The organism is Nocardia sp. NBC_01503, assembly GCF_036327755.1.
GTDB lineage: Bacteria > Actinomycetota > Actinomycetes > Mycobacteriales > Mycobacteriaceae > Nocardia.
The window spans coordinates 874,364-888,555 of sequence record NZ_CP109596.1; the positions used below are offsets into that span (position 1 = coordinate 874,364).

Genomic DNA, 14,192 nt, shown 5'->3' on the forward strand with positions numbered 1-14,192 from the left:
GCGTACGCCCCGAAGCGCGCCACGATGGCGGCGGCGCAATCCCCGGCCGTGGTGGATCAATTGCTGGTCACCGTGTACGGCATTACCGCGGCCACGGTCGAGGATCCCCACGGCTGGCCGCGCGAGCGCATCGAAGCCCTCATCGACCGCACGCTGACTTCGGTCGGTATCGCAGTGGGCGGATAGCGCTGGCGGACAGGACATTCAGCCGCGCTGCGACGGCTTTCCCTGCGCCGCCATCACATACAGGGCCTCGGAGAAGCCCGAGACGAACGGCTCCGGATCACCGCCGCGCGCCAGCGCGTGGAATGTGGTGGTACCGGAGAGGATTTCGAACAGCAGATCGACGTCCACGCCCGGCGGAATGCGACCGTCGTCCACCGCGCCATCGAGTAGTTCGGCGAACGCCTTGCGCACCGGCGCGCCGATGGCCAGCAACCTGCGCCGCGCCTGATCGGTTTGCGAATCCGCGAGCAGGCCGGGCACCCCGGCGCGGGCCGCGGGACTGTCGGCGCGGGCCAGGAAGATGCGCACCCAGGTCGCCAGATCGGCGCGCAGATCTCCGGTCGAATCGGGTAGGTTGTGCCCGCCCGGACCGTGAATCGCCTCCTCCAACAAGGCTTGCCGGGTCGGCCAGCGACGGTAGATGGCCGGCGTGTTCACACCCGCTCGCTTGGCGATGGCCACCACGGTGGCCCCCTGGTAACCGACCTCGCCGAGCAGGTGCCGCGCGGCAACGAGGACCGCCAGGTCCTTATCGGCGTCGCGGGGGCGTCCGGGTCGGGGCGTGGCATCCGGATTCACAATTACATAGTAGCTTGTTACGTTATTTCACCCAGGCAAAGGGGGAGCGCTATTCCCGAAACGGCCTGGCCCCACGGTCACTTCTTCGATGAGCGCGGGGCCAGTGGCGCGGGGTGATCCAGTCGCCCGCCGGTGGTGCGGGATCCGGCCTGCTTCAGGCGGTGCAGGACCGGGGAGAGCTCGAAACTGTGAATACCCTCCAGGGCAGACATTTTGGTGGTCACATACCGATAGAGGGCATTGGTATCGGTGGCGATGAGTACGGCGAAGATATTGAAGGGGCCGGATATCGCCGCGGCGTAGTTGATTTCGTCATGTTCGGCGAGGGCGCGGCCGACCGATTCCAGGTGCGCGGGGGCGACGCGGAGCCAGAGGAAGGCCGCGGTACCGGAACCCATTGCGGCGGGGGCGATATCGAGATCGAAGTAGAGGATGCCACCGGCTTGCAGCGCGGCTATCCGGCGGGTGACGCGGCCGATGCTCATACCCGCCGATCTGGCCAGGACCGTGTAGCTGGTGCGGCCGTCGCGGGCCAGCAGGTCCAGCAGCATGCGGTCCGCATCGCCGATGGTTAGCTCCGACTCTGAGTAATCGCTTGTGACAGCGTCGGATTCGCTGCCCGATACGAACTGCCGACCGCGCCAGTCGATGACGTCACGGGGTACGAAGCGGTGCAGGATCATCGCGGCGGCGATATCGTGCACGGGCGCGCTGCGCTGTAATCGCTGCACCAGCAGATCATCCCGGTCCTGCCGGCTGCGCGGATGCAGCGAGAAGATGATCTCCGCGCCCGCGGCGGCGATGCTGATCCAGGCCGCGTCATCACGTTTGGCCAGCGCCTGCGCGACCGAGACCGCACCGTCCGGACGGCAGTGCAGGCGAATGATCCAGTCGTTCTCGCCCAGGGCGCGGGCATCGACCGCGCCGATCACCCGCACTATGCCGTCGCGCCGTAAACGCCGATAGCGGCGCGCGATCGTCTGCTCCGCGACACCCAGTTCGGTTGCGATATGCGCGAACGGGCGACGTGGCTCCAATTGGAGCCGGTGCATGATCTGCGTATCCAGGGGATCCAGCATGGCGGTTTCTTGCACGGAATCGGCTGGCACAAGAGGAAATCTACGCCGAGCTCGCTTCCAGGCGACCGGTGCCGCTTCCACTTTCGATACTCGACGCCTCACATTCGCTTCGAGAGGACAACGGCATTGCGTAAATGGTTACCGCTGCTGACGGTGTGTCTGGGCACCTTCATGCTGCTGATCGATGTCACCATCGTGAACGTCGCACTACCCGAAATGCGCACCGAATTGGACGCGTCGTTCGGCGCGCTGCAATGGGTCGTCGACGGTTACGCACTCGCCATGGCCGCGCTCATGCTCGGCGCTGGCTCGATCGCCGATCTGGTCGGGCATCGGCGCACCTATCTGACCGGTCTGGGCTTGTTCGCGACGGCCTCGCTGGTCTGCGGTCTGGCACCGAATCCACAGGTGCTGATCGCCGCCCGCATTGTGCAGGGGGTGGGCGCGGCGACCATGTCCTGCACCACGTTCGCGCTGTTGAATGCCGCCTACTCCGGCCGCGATCGCGGTACCGCGTACGGCATCTGGGGTGCGGTCGCGGGGGCGTCATCCGCCATCGGCCCGATTGTCGGCGGCATTCTCACCGAGGTCGCGTCCTGGCGCTGGATCTTCTTCGTCAATCTGCCGTTCAGCGTGCTGGCCATCGCGCTGTGCCTGTGGGTGCTCACCGAAGATGAACGCGCCCAGCGCAATCGGATCGACGTACCGGGCATGGTGGTGTTCACCGCGAGTGCGGCCACGGCCACCTACGCACTCATCCACGCCAATGAACACGGTTGGTCGAACGCGGCCACCCGGTGGCTGCTGCTCGGTGCGGTGGTCGCACTCGCGGCCTTCTTACTCATCGAAAAGCGGTCGCGCCAACCGATACTCGACCTGGCACTACTGCGCGACCGCTCCTTCGTAGGTGTGCTCGCCGCGGGCGCGATGCTGTTCTTCGCCGCCTTCGCCGCTCTCATGTACACCCAGATCTGGATGCAATCGGCGCTCGGCCTGAGCCCGATCGCCGCCGGTGCGGTGGGACTTCCCCTGTCCCTCATGGCATTCCTGGTCTCCGGCCTGCTCGGCAGGTATCTGCACGGCGACCGCCCCGCCCGCGTTATCGGCACCGGCCTGGCCGCCGTCGGCTTCGGCGGGATCATCGGCGCCCTCCTGGTTCACGGCGAAGCGAGCTGGCCCGCCCTGATTCCCGGCTTCCTGATGGTCGGCGCGGGCGTCGGCCTCGCCACCGCCACCCTCAGCTCCGCGGCGGTCGCCGCGGTTCCCTGGGAGCGCGCCGGAATGGCCACCGGCGCACTGAATACCGCCCAGCAACTCACCTTCGCCCTCGGAATAGCCACTCTCGGAGGACTTTTCACGCACCCCGACACCCCCATTGCGGGCGTCCAACTCACCCTCGGGGTCAGCGGCGTGGTCGGATTGGTCGGCGCGATCCTCGTACCGATGCTGATGCGCCCGAGGGCGGGTTACAAGCCGAGGCCGTGGGCGAGGACGGGCCAGGAGGCGGCGAGTTCGTCGTCCCAGTAGCCCCAGGAGTGGGTGCCGTAGGGGCGGAGGTTGACCGTGGCGGGGATGCCGAGGTCGGTCAGGCGGGCGGCCATGGTTCGGGTGCACTGGTCGGTGGCGGCTTCGATGACGCCGCCGACCAGCAGTTGGTTGGCGAGGGCGCCGATGCCCGCGCCGACCAGGCCGCGCCCGCCGGATTTGTCGTAGGGGCCGGGCAGGCCGTTGCCGCTGGAGAGGTAGAGGTCGAGTCCGCGTAGGGATTCCGCGTGCAGGTACGGGTCGTTGGCGGCCCACATGGGGTCACCGGGCGGGCCGTACATATTGGCGGCATCGCCCGCGCTGTAGGCGACGGTCAGGCGGACATACGCCTGGCCGAGCGGGTCGGCGATCTGCGCACAACCGCTGTAGGCCGCCACCGCCCGGTAGAGGCCGGGTTTGGCGATGGGGAGTTGCAGCACCGAGGTGCCCGACATCGATACTCCGGCAATGGCATTGCGACCGTTCGAACCCAGTGCCTCATCGAGGAGTGGAGGGAGCTCCTCGGTGAGGTACGTCTTCCACTTCACGACGCCGAGGCGAGGATCGGGTGCACGCCAGTCGGCATAGTAGGAGGCCGCGCCGCCGATCGGCTGAACGACATTGACCTGTTTGTCCGCGAGGAAATCGGTCGCATGCGTCTGCCGGTCCCAGGAGCCGGGGCCCTTGCCGCCGCTACCGCCGCTCAACAGATACAGGACGGGTCGCGGTACCGAGGTGTCGGAAGGGCGCTGCACCTCGACGGTGAATTCGCCGTTCATGGCGGCGGAGTAGACGGTGATGACCCAGTGCCGGGCATCGTCGGTATGGATATTCACGATTCGCGAACCGTCGGATTCACCCGTCTCGGGTTCGGCGGCCGCGGTCGACGGGAATGGTGTGGAGACCGGGACGAGAGCCAAGACACCGGCGGCCAGCAATACCGCCGCGCCGCGCACAGTAATTGCCATACCTTGCGAAGCTACTGCCGCGCCATGCGAAGCGACCGCCGCCGCGCCACGCCAAGTCGAGCGAAAACGCACGTTCGAGCCCTATTCCTCACTGCGCCGCCGTGCTTACCGCACCGCGGTGAAACCACCGATTGCCGCCGCCGCCCACGCCGCGATGGGAGCGGCGCGGGCGGTGGCGCGGCGAGCATGGCAGCCCCGGGCTAACGGCAGGTTTCGGCGGACTGACGTGCAGGGGGCCTGCGAACGGCACTCGGCCGCTCGGGATGGAATCGCCTCGAAGACATGGGTCAGGGGCGGCAGATTCCCGGAATCGCGCTCAGGTCGACGCGCGGGTCCGCGGTGGCGAGGCAGTCCCGGGCGACACCGTCGAGGGTGCCGGGACCGAATTCGAGGATGGGCCGGGCATTCCCACCGCTATTGCGGGTACTGATGAGAGACCTCCCGGCTCCGGAAATGTCGGTGCGGGTGATCGACCCGCGCACGACCGCGGTATCGCCGACATTGATGACGGCTATGCCATTGGCGGCGGTCCCGGTGATCGAGGAGTCGCGAATATCGAAGACCAGCTCCGCGGTGGCCGGGCCCGATCCGGTCGGGGTGTAGCTGACCAGCCCGATACCGTCGGCGCTGCAATCGCCGAACTCCGAATCGGTGACGGTGAGGTCGGTGTGCGCGGTGCGGCCGAAATTCGTATTGACCAGGCAGGTTCCGAGATTCGCGGGAACCGGCGGATTGAGCACCGCACCCGGGAACGACGAATGCCGGGCCCGCACCTTGTCGAGCGTGAGCGACTGCCGCGCACCGCCGGTGCTGAGGTTGTAGTTCTCGATGACATCGCCGCTGACATTGTCGAAGGTGCTGTCGGTGACCGTGACCCGGCTCTCGGGAGTCCCGCTGGTGGTGACGTACTCCAGCCCATTGGCGGAGAAATTGCCGTGCCCGTCCCGGAATTCATCGCGATCCACCCGCACCTCCACCCGTGCGCGGCCGAGCGGATTGATGAAGACGCCCTCGCTGTCGGCGAGCGCGTTCAGCGGTGAGCTGGGCGGGGCGATATCGAACTGCGAATTGCCGACCAGCTCCGCGGTGAGCTGTGCGTCGTCCCCGGCCTGCAATCCCATCGCTAGTACCGACAGTTTCGCCAGCCCCAGATTGATATCCCGGGTCGTATTGCCGTTGACCCGCGCGGTCACCCGGCTGCTCCCGTGTGCGCGAATATCGATGCCGTCACCACAGGCGGTGTCGTGCACGATATTTCCGTCGATGCGCACACCGCCGGTGGCCGTGGAGAAGTCCGTCATGATGGCGGCCCACCCATTGTTGAGGGTGATGAAATCGGGCATCGGATCCGTGGCCAGGCCCGCCACAATCGTCGGCGGCAGGCCGAACGGGCCGATCATGAAGCCGTCGGCGCAGTTCTGATTGGTCGCCGACACCCGGTTGCCGGTGATCACCGCGTCGGCGGCATCGTCGCCGTAGATACCGCCCCGGCGCGCGCCGTCGATGACCAGATTGCGCACCTGCGCGCCCGTCGCCAGTCGCACCGCGTCACCGTCGTGGTCTCCGGTGCTGTTGGTAATGCGCGGCAGCGCGGCATCGGCGGCCGCGCCGATCACCTCCGGGCCGCCGCCGATGAGCTGCTGCCCGGGTTTGAGCGCGATACCCCCATCGAGAGCTCGCACGGTCGTCGGCACCGGCTGCACCACAATGGTGTCTCCGGGCCGCGAGGCCGCCTCGACGGCCGCGAGCGTATCGAACGGGGCATCCGGGGTGCCCGTTCCGCCCGGTCCGGCCGCCGCACTGACGTACCAGGTCGTCGAATCCGGTTGTGCCTGTGCGACTCCAGCCACCTGTGGGACGCAGACGAGCAGTGCGAACGCGCAGGCGCGGCGAGCCGCGGTGCTGTATTTCATGATGCTCCGTGGGTGTGGCGCGACAGTGCCATGCACGCTGCCAGGCCGGAGCGGGGCCGTCATCGGGCAAAGTGCCAGGAGAAACGGGGTGCGGCCGGGCCTGTTGCACAAGAGGGAGACCGCGGCCGGAGCGACTCGGATCGGCCCGATGAGATCGGAAGATACTGCGGGCCACCGGATTTGGACGGGCGTGGTGTTCGATGAAGGGGATATCGAACACCACCCCCGCATCGGAAAGGATAGCGGTAACAAGCGATTTCGTCAGGTTCGAGTTGGGTCCAGCACCGCTCGATCGGTCGCAAGATACTTGCGGTAGGCGCTGGAAACCGCTCCCAACCAGGTGAGTTCGCCGAGGAAGGTGGGTCGGTCGGGGCGACGAAAAGTTTCCCCGTGATCGACCGGAGTCACTCCGGCACGATGTGCGCGCAGGGCGAGGGCGATACGCACCGCCTCGATGGCCGCTTCGCGATCGGCCGCTGGAACACCCAGTCGATCCGCGATTTCCACTGCCCGCGAGTAGATTTCGGGAGTGAGGTGAGGTTGCAACAGCAGTAGGGCGTCACGGATTTCGATGACGCGACGGTACAACCGGTCCCGGCCCATCCGCCGAGCCGCCGGGGCGGCCGTGCCCACCTCGGGCGTCGCCTCGCGCAGTGCGAGCCAGAGTGGACGCAGTCTGGGCAGCGCACGGGCGCGCTGGACGGTTGCCATCGCCTGCGGCAGCAGCGAGGGGCACAGATATCCGAACAGCATGATGGCGGCGCCCGCGCTGGCGAAGGCGGGAGCGATCTCCATATTCAGGGTGCGCGGTGAGTATCCGGCCCAGGCCGCGATGAGAGCGACGGTTTTACCGATGCTGTAACCGATCGCGATCACCGATCCCGCGACCAGCAGTACCAAACCCCTTCGTAGCCAGGGTTGTTCGCGCACGTGCGGAATCCAGGTGCGACACAGCAGCACGATGCGCAGCAGCGCGAGGGTGTAGGCGCAGAGGTAGATACCCAGGAAGAGGTCCACCAGCGGGACGGTCGCGTAGTGGTAGTCGAAGTCGGTCGCATGCGACTCGCCGTGCACAGGTGCGGCGAAGAAGAGCGCGACCAGCACCAGCACGACGACCAGGTTGATCAGGATCACTATGCGGCCGTTGATATTCGGCCCCGTCACCGTCGAGTTGGCGATGGTCGCGGGCGCGCTCGGCTCAGGGGCGTCCACCGCATTCGGTTCGACCAGGTAGGTCGTCCACACCAGCTGCGCCAGGGTGGCGGTGGTGATGGCCGAGTAGACGATCAGGGTGGCCAGGTTCGGGCTGCCGCCGACGCGGCCGATCCACTCGTACACCTGAGGTACCGCGGCCTCGAAACCTATTGCCGCACAGGCAATGGCGACCGCGACCGCCCAGCGCGCGGCGAACCGGGTGCCGCGCAGGGCGAGCATGAGCCGCCACCCGAACACCAGCACGGCGAGTATGCCGACACTTCCGTAAACCAGGGCGAACTGCACGCGATCAGTCGATTCCGGGTCCGAGCGTATCCAGCAGACTGCGGATATCGGCGGGGGCATTCGCGGGCAGCACCCATTCGGCGCGCGGCGTCCAGCGCGTAATGTGGTGTGCCATCAGCAGATCCGCGATGTGCTCGGCCTCCTGCTCCTCATGCTCGGCCGAACAGCTGCGGCCCAGCATGCGTCGCACCACGGCGGGATCGATATTCGGCGCGAGCAGTCGCAGCGCGTCCTGACCGGTCACCGTGACCGGTTCGTGCCCGGCGAGCAGATGTCCGAACTCATGACAGACGATGTGATCCTGATGCAGTTCACTGGTATTGCTCTGGTACGCCAGGAAATCGATATCCCGGGTCACCAGCAGTCCGCCGGAGAGTCCGGCCACCGCGAAGGGCTCGGGACGCAGTCGCAGCGGCCGCCCACGGCGTCGGGCCAGCGCCTCGGCCAGTTCGGCCACCGTGAACCGGCCCGGTAGCCCGAGCGCGCGCAGTTCGCGCCGCAGCCGTCGATGCTCCATCATCGGATGCCCATCACCCGACCCCTCCCAGACCGCGATCCGCATGGCTCACAAGTCTTCCCCGTTGTGCTCGGCCTCGAGCCGCCGCAGCACATCGAGCATGGCGGCTACGGTCTCGGCCCGCACGGTACCGTGCGCCAGGCCGTCACGCAGGACGAGTTCCAGAGCGGGATTGTCGGCGGTTCCCTTGAGCGCGTTGACCAGTGCGAGTTCCCGGCCGCGCGCCACCGCGAGTTCGGGATTGGTGAGCGGGTCGAGACTGTCCAGCCCGAAGTAGCCGCGCAGGGCTTCCAGGGTTTCGAAGGAGGGGTTCACCGTCTGGCCGGTGCGCAGCTTCCACAGATAGTTCGCCGAAAGACAGGCCCCGGTGGTGCTTTGAATACTCTCGGCCAGCGCCCGGTGGGTGATCTCCACCTCCCGACCGTCCCTGGTCAAGGGCGGATGCATACCGGCGATCAGCGCATTGAGCGCGCTGGTGAACGGATGCTGTTGTGCGGCAACCATTCTGATCTTGTCTCCTGCAGTTGACAGTCGAGGTGATCCTGATCATATACTCATCCCTACTTCGTGACCGTACCTGGAAATCGCTGTCCCCGAAGGGGAGGACATCGGCCGTTCGGGTTCGGACCGCGAAGTCAGGATGGGGCGACCGAAGATGTTCGCCCCATTCACTCGGCGCCGTGCGGTCGCACCGGCAGCGTGAGCGGGCCACGATGCCGGAATCCCGAACGCCACGGCACCGCGGAATCGGCAATGGCCGCACGCAGATTCGGCCAGCGGGTGTAGAGCTCCCCCAGGATCGAGGCGAGGACCGGGCGCAGCAGTCCGGTTCCCACACAGGCGTGCGCGCCATACCCCAGTGCCACATGCGGATTGGGGCTGCGCCGCACATCCAACTCCAACGCGCCGTTCGATTCCGCCGGGCCGGTGAAGCGTTCCGGATCGTGATTGGCGGCGGCGAGGCAGCACAGCACCGTCTGCCCGGCCTCGATCCGCTGCCCGGCGATCTCCAGATCGGTGACGGCGAAGCGGGGAGCCGCCAGGACCTGTGGGGACAGATAGCGCAGCAGTTCATCAACGGCGACAGCGTGATCCGCGCCGGACAGCATGGCCGCGAGCTGGTCGGGGCGGGCGGAGAAGGTCAGGACCGCACCGGCGAGCATATCCATCAGCACCTCGTACCAGACGAAGAGCAGGTAGAAGAGCAGGCCGGGGAGCTCATCGGAATCCGCTGCCCCACCGCCGATTCCGGAGCGCACCAGACGGCCGAGCATGGTGTCGTCGGCGCCGTCCCGGCCGCGTTCGATGACGGCGGTGATGATCTGCCGCATCGCGCCGAGCGTGTCGCGAGCTCGCGGGCGAGCATCCGGGGCCAGGGTGGCCTGCGCCCAGGCGGCGAGTGAATCCTGTTCGGACTCCGGCAATCCCAGCAGTTCGCCGAGAATCACCGTCGGCAGTGGCAGGGCCACCCGCTCGACGAAGTCGAATTCTTCCACCCCGTCCAGTCCGGCCAGGCTCTTGCCGATCAGCTCGGCGGCCCGATCGGCCCAGTCGCCCGCCAGTCGCAGCTCACCGACGACCAGGCTGCGCAGCCGCGCCAAGCGCGCGGGTTCGGCGGACTGGAATACGTCCAGCGGGGCCGGGACGGCGAAGCCCTCGTAGTCACTCCCCCCGCTGTATCGCAGATTGACCGAGAGCCGCTCGTCCAGGAGTCCGGCCCGCACATCCGCGTACCGGGTGATCAGCCAGGCGGGTGGACCATCGGGGGTCGCCACTCGATGCGCGCCACCGGCCTCGCGCAGCGAACGCAGCACCGGCCACGGGTCGCGCGCGAACTCCTCATCGAAGATATTCAGCACCCGACCATCATCACCCAAGCGGCCCAATGGGTCTCGACCGGAAACGCTCAGGGTTCGCGCGTCGTGGCGCGCCATTCGGGCAGCGAGTCGGGATTGGCGCGCAGGTAGCGCAGGCTCTGTCTCATGTACACGCGCGGATTGGTGTCCAGGTGCCCGGCCCACGCCGGTTTCGGATCACCGCGCATGACGGCCCAGCAGGCGAGCGCGTATCCGTACATGGGCTGGGACAGGTAGCCCAGGCGCGAAGACCGCCAACCGCGTTGATTCTGCGAGAACTGGAGTGCGGCATTGGCATTGAAGATGCCGAGGCCGAGGTACACGGTGGCGAGATCGGTGAGCTGCTCACCATCGTGCCGATCGTGGTCTATGCGCCGCTCACCCAATAGTCGCTCGTGTGCGAGTTCGTGTGCGATGGCGGCGACCAGGGTGACCTGCGAGCGCAGCCGCCCCATATCGAGCGAGACCACCGCCCGCCCGTGCTCCACCCGATAGTGCCCGGCCTCACCGTGCGTGGCGCCCTCCAGGAAGGCCACCCCCTCGGGCAGCGGGTCGTCGCCCGAATTCACCTCCACCACAAGGCGATCCGCGCCCACGCCCATATAGCCGCCGACGGTGTCGACCAATGCGCGGACCTGCGGCTTCGTCCCGGAGTACGGGTCCGGGAAGAAGTCGGCGGTCGGCAGTACAACGGGTGCGCGCAGCGTTCGCGGACCGAATTGCGCCGCACACCAGCCCATCATCTCCTCGACCCAGAGCCGTTCCAGTGCGCCTACCGGACAGGTCGGCCGGAAAATACCCATGATGCATTATGTTCGGCGCAGCGCCGCATGCACGCCGGGCGGGATCACCGCAGGTCAGCGGGTTACCACCCGAAATGCCAGGTCACGGCCGAAGTTTCGGGCCATGGCGAGGGTGAGCCACAGGCGCATCACCCCGTCGACGAGTTCATAGTTTTCCGGGCCGACATAGATCGGCCTGAGGCCGACATCGGTGATGAGCTCCTCGACCTGCTCCCGATCGGCCTCCGCGCAGGAGAAGAACATGTCCGCCGGTGCGCCGTCGACCATCGGATTCTCGAAGATCTCCGCGCCGAGACTGTTGAAGGCCCGCGCATATCGGCACTGCGGCGCGAATTCGGCGAAGAGGGCCGCGGCGTTCGCGGGTGAGCCCAGCACATCGTTGGTGGCATCGAGGACCAGTTTGCCCGCCAAGGCATCCGCATTGTCGCGCGCGAAATCCGCGACGGCCCGCGGTGGAATCGCGACCAGTACGGCATCCCCACCTGCCACGGCGGCGGCGACACCGAAGCTCTCCCGGCCGGGCGTCCGCGAGCCGTAGACCACGCAGTGCCCCGCCTTCGCGAGCGCGAGCCCCACCGCCCGGCCGACCCGCCCGGTTCCGATGACCGCGACATTCGCCTTCGGTCCGCCTTCGGCCCGGAATCTCGGACCCTGTAAATGAATGCTGCACATGGCGATAACGCTAGGTCGGAGCGGGTATCGGGCGCTTCTCGATTCCTGACCGGTCCGGTGCCCGCTACGGTGGTATCCGAACCCGTTCACCGCTCGGCCGTTTCGTGGAGGCGACTTTGCGCATCATCGCTCGCATACTGCTCGTCCTGCTCACCCTGGCCGGGATCGGATTGCCGGGCGCCACCGCGCTCGCCACGCCCGCGAGCCCGTCGATCGATGACACCACCGCGAACAAGCTCGATGAGCTGCTCGGGGTGCGCATGGCCGCCGGGAGTGCGGGCAAGGGCGAGTTGATCAATCAGATCTCGGCGCGGCTGCTCGGTACGCCGTACGGGGCGAACATGCTGGTCGGCTCCGCTACCGTGCCCGAGGAGTTGATCGTCGATCTGCGCCGGGTCGACTGCTTCACCCTCCTGGACTATGTCGAGGCGGCCTCCCGCTCGACGGACCGCGCCGGCTTCATCGCCAATCTCGCCGAGACGCGCTACACCAATGGGACCGTCGACTTCCTGCACCGCAAACACTTCTTCACGGACTGGGCGGTCACCCCGCGCACCGCGGCCGATGACGTCACCGGCACGCTCACGCCCGCGGCCGTGACGGTGCGCAAACATCTCAACACCAAAGCCGACGGAACCTCCTACCTGCCCGGGCTGCCCGCCGTGGAGCGCGACATCACCTATATCCCCGCCACCGCGGTCGACAACGCGGTGATCTCCCAGCTGCACACCGGCGATTACCTTGCCGCCTATGCCGATCAGCCCGGGCTCGATGTGACCCACGTGGGCATCTTCGTCGCCACACCCAATGGCCCGGTATTCCGCAATGCCACCTCGCTGGCGGCCTATCGGGTGGTGGACACCCCGCTCAATGATTACGTCGCGAGCACTCCGGGTTTGGTGGTGCTGCGCCCGCACTGAGCCCCGCCGATGCCGTGACCGATGCGGTGCCGCCACCCGCCCGCCCGGCATCTGAAACAACTATGTGTCTGAAAACCCTGCGAAGCCGAGGGCCGATGATCAACAATTGGCCAGGACTATCTGCCGGGCGGCAACCCCCGCCCGAAACTCCATCGGCGACAGAGGGATTGGACAATGAGCAGGCTGGCGACCTCGTGCGGGGCGATCTCGGTCGCCGCGGCCGTCATGGTCGGGACCGTGGCGGTCGGCGGCGCGCACGCGGATATCCGCGGCACCGCACCCTGCACCCCCTACACCGCGATTCTCGCGCCGGGAACCTGGGAGACGCGCCCCGACGCGGATCCGGCCGTCCCGGTGGGCATGCTCAGGCCGGTCGGTGACGGATTGCAGCGGCAGTTCGGCAGCCAGATCACCGTGCGCTACACCCCCTACGCCGCAAGCGCTTTCGACCAGGGACTGAGCTACGCCGAGTCCTTGAGCACCCTCGAATCCCGACTGCGCACCATGGTCGGCGGTCTCTGCGCCTCGACCCGGGTCCTGCTCGCCGGATACAGCCAAGGCGCGGACGGCATCGGCGATTTCGCCACCGAGATCGGCAATGGCGAAGGCCCGATCGGCCCCGAGCGCGTTATCGGCGTCGGTTTGCTGGCCGATCCCCACCGCGACCCGAACACCACACTCTCCCTGGGCAATCCGCAGCCAGGCCACGGTATCGCCGGCACCCGGAGCCAGGATTTCGGCGCACTCACCGACCGCGTGCGCACCCTCTGCGCCGACGGTGACCTGTACTGCTCACTCAATGCGAACGCATCCCCCTTCCTCGCCGCACTCGGCCGGGTGCTGAGCGGTGATCCCGCGCCCATCGCCGCGCTGGTCCCCACCACCACCGACCCGAGCACGCTCATCGAGCAGGTCGTCAAGGTGGGCGCGGGCTGGGCGGCGACCGCGGCCAACCTCCCCACCATCCTCGACGACCTCACCAGCCTCCCGACCATCATCCAAACCGGCGATGTCCGCACCGCGCACGAGATCGCGAGCAACCTGAATATCGCCCTCGCCCCGATGGTCCAAGCCGCCGCCGGTGTCGATCTCTCCCTGATCGCATCGGTCGTCCGCGCCGCCACCGCCGTCGACCCCTCCGGCTTCACCTCCGCCCTGAGCGTCGTCGCCGACGCCCTCACCGGCATCGACATCCTGGGCATAGCCGCGAATGTCGGCCAGGTACAGGAAACCCTCTGGCGCGCGGTCGAATCCCTGAACCGCAATGATCCGCTGGCCGCCGCGTCCGATGTGGCGTCCCTGGCGCCCACCGCCGTGAATCTGGCGAGCTCGGTCATCGGCCCCTTCGCCACCGCCGTCCGCGGCGATCTCCGAGTGGCCGCCCAAACCCTGCTCGATATCGGTGGCCCCGACTCGGTCAACGATCTGGTCCAGCTCAGTCGTCAGGGCGTGGCCATGGCCAACTTCTACGCCTCCAACGCCCACCTCGACTACGGCGACGACGCCCAGATCCTGCTGAACTTCCTGGGCGCCCAAGCCGATTCATAGCGCATCCCGCCGGTGTTCCACATCACAGGCAGCGGCTGTCAGGAATTCACGAGCTGTCTCGTTCAGAGTGCACGCGAACCAGACAGGA

Annotated in this window: 14 protein-coding genes; 4 read left to right on the forward strand and 10 right to left on the reverse strand. The window is 67.3% G+C overall.

What is annotated here, in order from left to right; genetic code table 11:
• The first annotated feature begins 24 nt into the window (after window positions 1–24).
• Window positions 25–186, forward strand: coding sequence for a hypothetical protein (locus tag OHB26_RS04105; protein ID WP_330182901.1), 162 nt, complete (start codon window positions 25–27; stop codon window positions 184–186).
• An 18-nt stretch (window positions 187–204) separates the two neighbouring features.
• On the opposite strand, the gene OHB26_RS04110 is transcribed toward OHB26_RS04105, so the two are convergent.
• On the reverse strand, window positions 205–804 hold the full coding sequence (locus tag OHB26_RS04110; protein ID WP_330182902.1) for a TetR/AcrR family transcriptional regulator: 600 nt from the start codon (window positions 802–804) through the stop codon (window positions 205–207).
• 77 nt (window positions 805–881) lie between these two features.
• Window positions 882–1,913: an Lrp/AsnC family transcriptional regulator gene (locus OHB26_RS04115; protein WP_330182903.1), complete on the reverse strand. Its 1,032-nt coding sequence runs from the start codon at window positions 1,911–1,913 to the stop codon at window positions 882–884.
• 96 nt (window positions 1,914–2,009) lie between these two features.
• Here OHB26_RS04115 and OHB26_RS04120 point away from each other — a divergent pair, with 96 nt between their 5' ends.
• Entirely contained in the window at window positions 2,010–3,410 is a 1,401-nt protein-coding gene (locus OHB26_RS04120) for an MFS transporter (RefSeq protein ID WP_330182904.1), read from the forward strand.
• Here OHB26_RS04120 and OHB26_RS04125 read toward each other — a convergent pair.
• From OHB26_RS04125 to OHB26_RS04160, 8 genes are all read right to left on the reverse strand, one after another.
• Window positions 3,350–4,375 carry an alpha/beta hydrolase gene (locus OHB26_RS04125; RefSeq protein ID WP_330182905.1) on the reverse strand — a complete coding sequence of 342 codons (1,026 nt, stop codon included), beginning with the start codon at window positions 4,373–4,375 and terminating at the stop codon, window positions 3,350–3,352. The two genes, OHB26_RS04120 and OHB26_RS04125, sit on opposite strands and share 61 nt — an antisense overlap.
• Window positions 4,376–4,662: 287 nt before the next feature.
• On the reverse strand, window positions 4,663–6,288 hold the full coding sequence (locus tag OHB26_RS04130) for a hypothetical protein (protein ID WP_330182906.1): 1,626 nt from the start codon (window positions 6,286–6,288) through the stop codon (window positions 4,663–4,665).
• Between the two features lie 261 nt (window positions 6,289–6,549).
• Window positions 6,550–7,788 (reverse strand): MAB_1171c family putative transporter, encoded by a 1,239-nt coding sequence (locus OHB26_RS04135; RefSeq protein WP_330182907.1) that lies wholly within the window; start codon window positions 7,786–7,788, stop codon window positions 6,550–6,552.
• 4 nt (window positions 7,789–7,792) lie between these two features.
• A complete protein-coding gene (locus OHB26_RS04140) occupies window positions 7,793–8,350 on the reverse strand; it encodes a hypothetical protein (protein WP_330182908.1) in 558 nt (185 codons plus the stop codon).
• 3 nt (window positions 8,351–8,353) lie between these two features.
• Entirely contained in the window at window positions 8,354–8,809 is a 456-nt protein-coding gene (locus tag OHB26_RS04145) for a hypothetical protein (RefSeq protein ID WP_330182909.1), read from the reverse strand.
• Window positions 8,810–8,973: 164 nt separating this feature from the next.
• Entirely contained in the window at window positions 8,974–10,164 is a 1,191-nt protein-coding gene (locus OHB26_RS04150; RefSeq protein ID WP_330182910.1) for a cytochrome P450, read from the reverse strand.
• Window positions 10,165–10,211: 47 nt separating this feature from the next.
• Window positions 10,212–10,964 carry a hypothetical protein gene (locus OHB26_RS04155; RefSeq protein ID WP_330182911.1) on the reverse strand — a complete coding sequence of 251 codons (753 nt, stop codon included), beginning with the start codon at window positions 10,962–10,964 and terminating at the stop codon, window positions 10,212–10,214.
• Window positions 10,965–11,018: 54 nt separating this feature from the next.
• Complete coding sequence (locus OHB26_RS04160; protein ID WP_330182912.1) at window positions 11,019–11,636, reverse strand: NADPH-dependent F420 reductase; 618 nt, start codon at window positions 11,634–11,636, stop codon at window positions 11,019–11,021.
• Between the two features lie 116 nt (window positions 11,637–11,752).
• On the opposite strand from OHB26_RS04160, the gene OHB26_RS04165 reads away from it, so the two are divergent.
• Together OHB26_RS04165 and OHB26_RS04170 are read left to right on the forward strand one after the other, a co-directional pair.
• A complete protein-coding gene (locus tag OHB26_RS04165; protein ID WP_330182913.1) occupies window positions 11,753–12,556 on the forward strand; it encodes a DUF1460 domain-containing protein in 804 nt (267 codons plus the stop codon).
• 174 nt (window positions 12,557–12,730) lie between these two features.
• Window positions 12,731–14,104: a cutinase family protein gene (locus tag OHB26_RS04170; protein WP_330182914.1), complete on the forward strand. Its 1,374-nt coding sequence runs from the start codon at window positions 12,731–12,733 to the stop codon at window positions 14,102–14,104.
• Window positions 14,105–14,192: the final 88 nt, after the last annotated feature.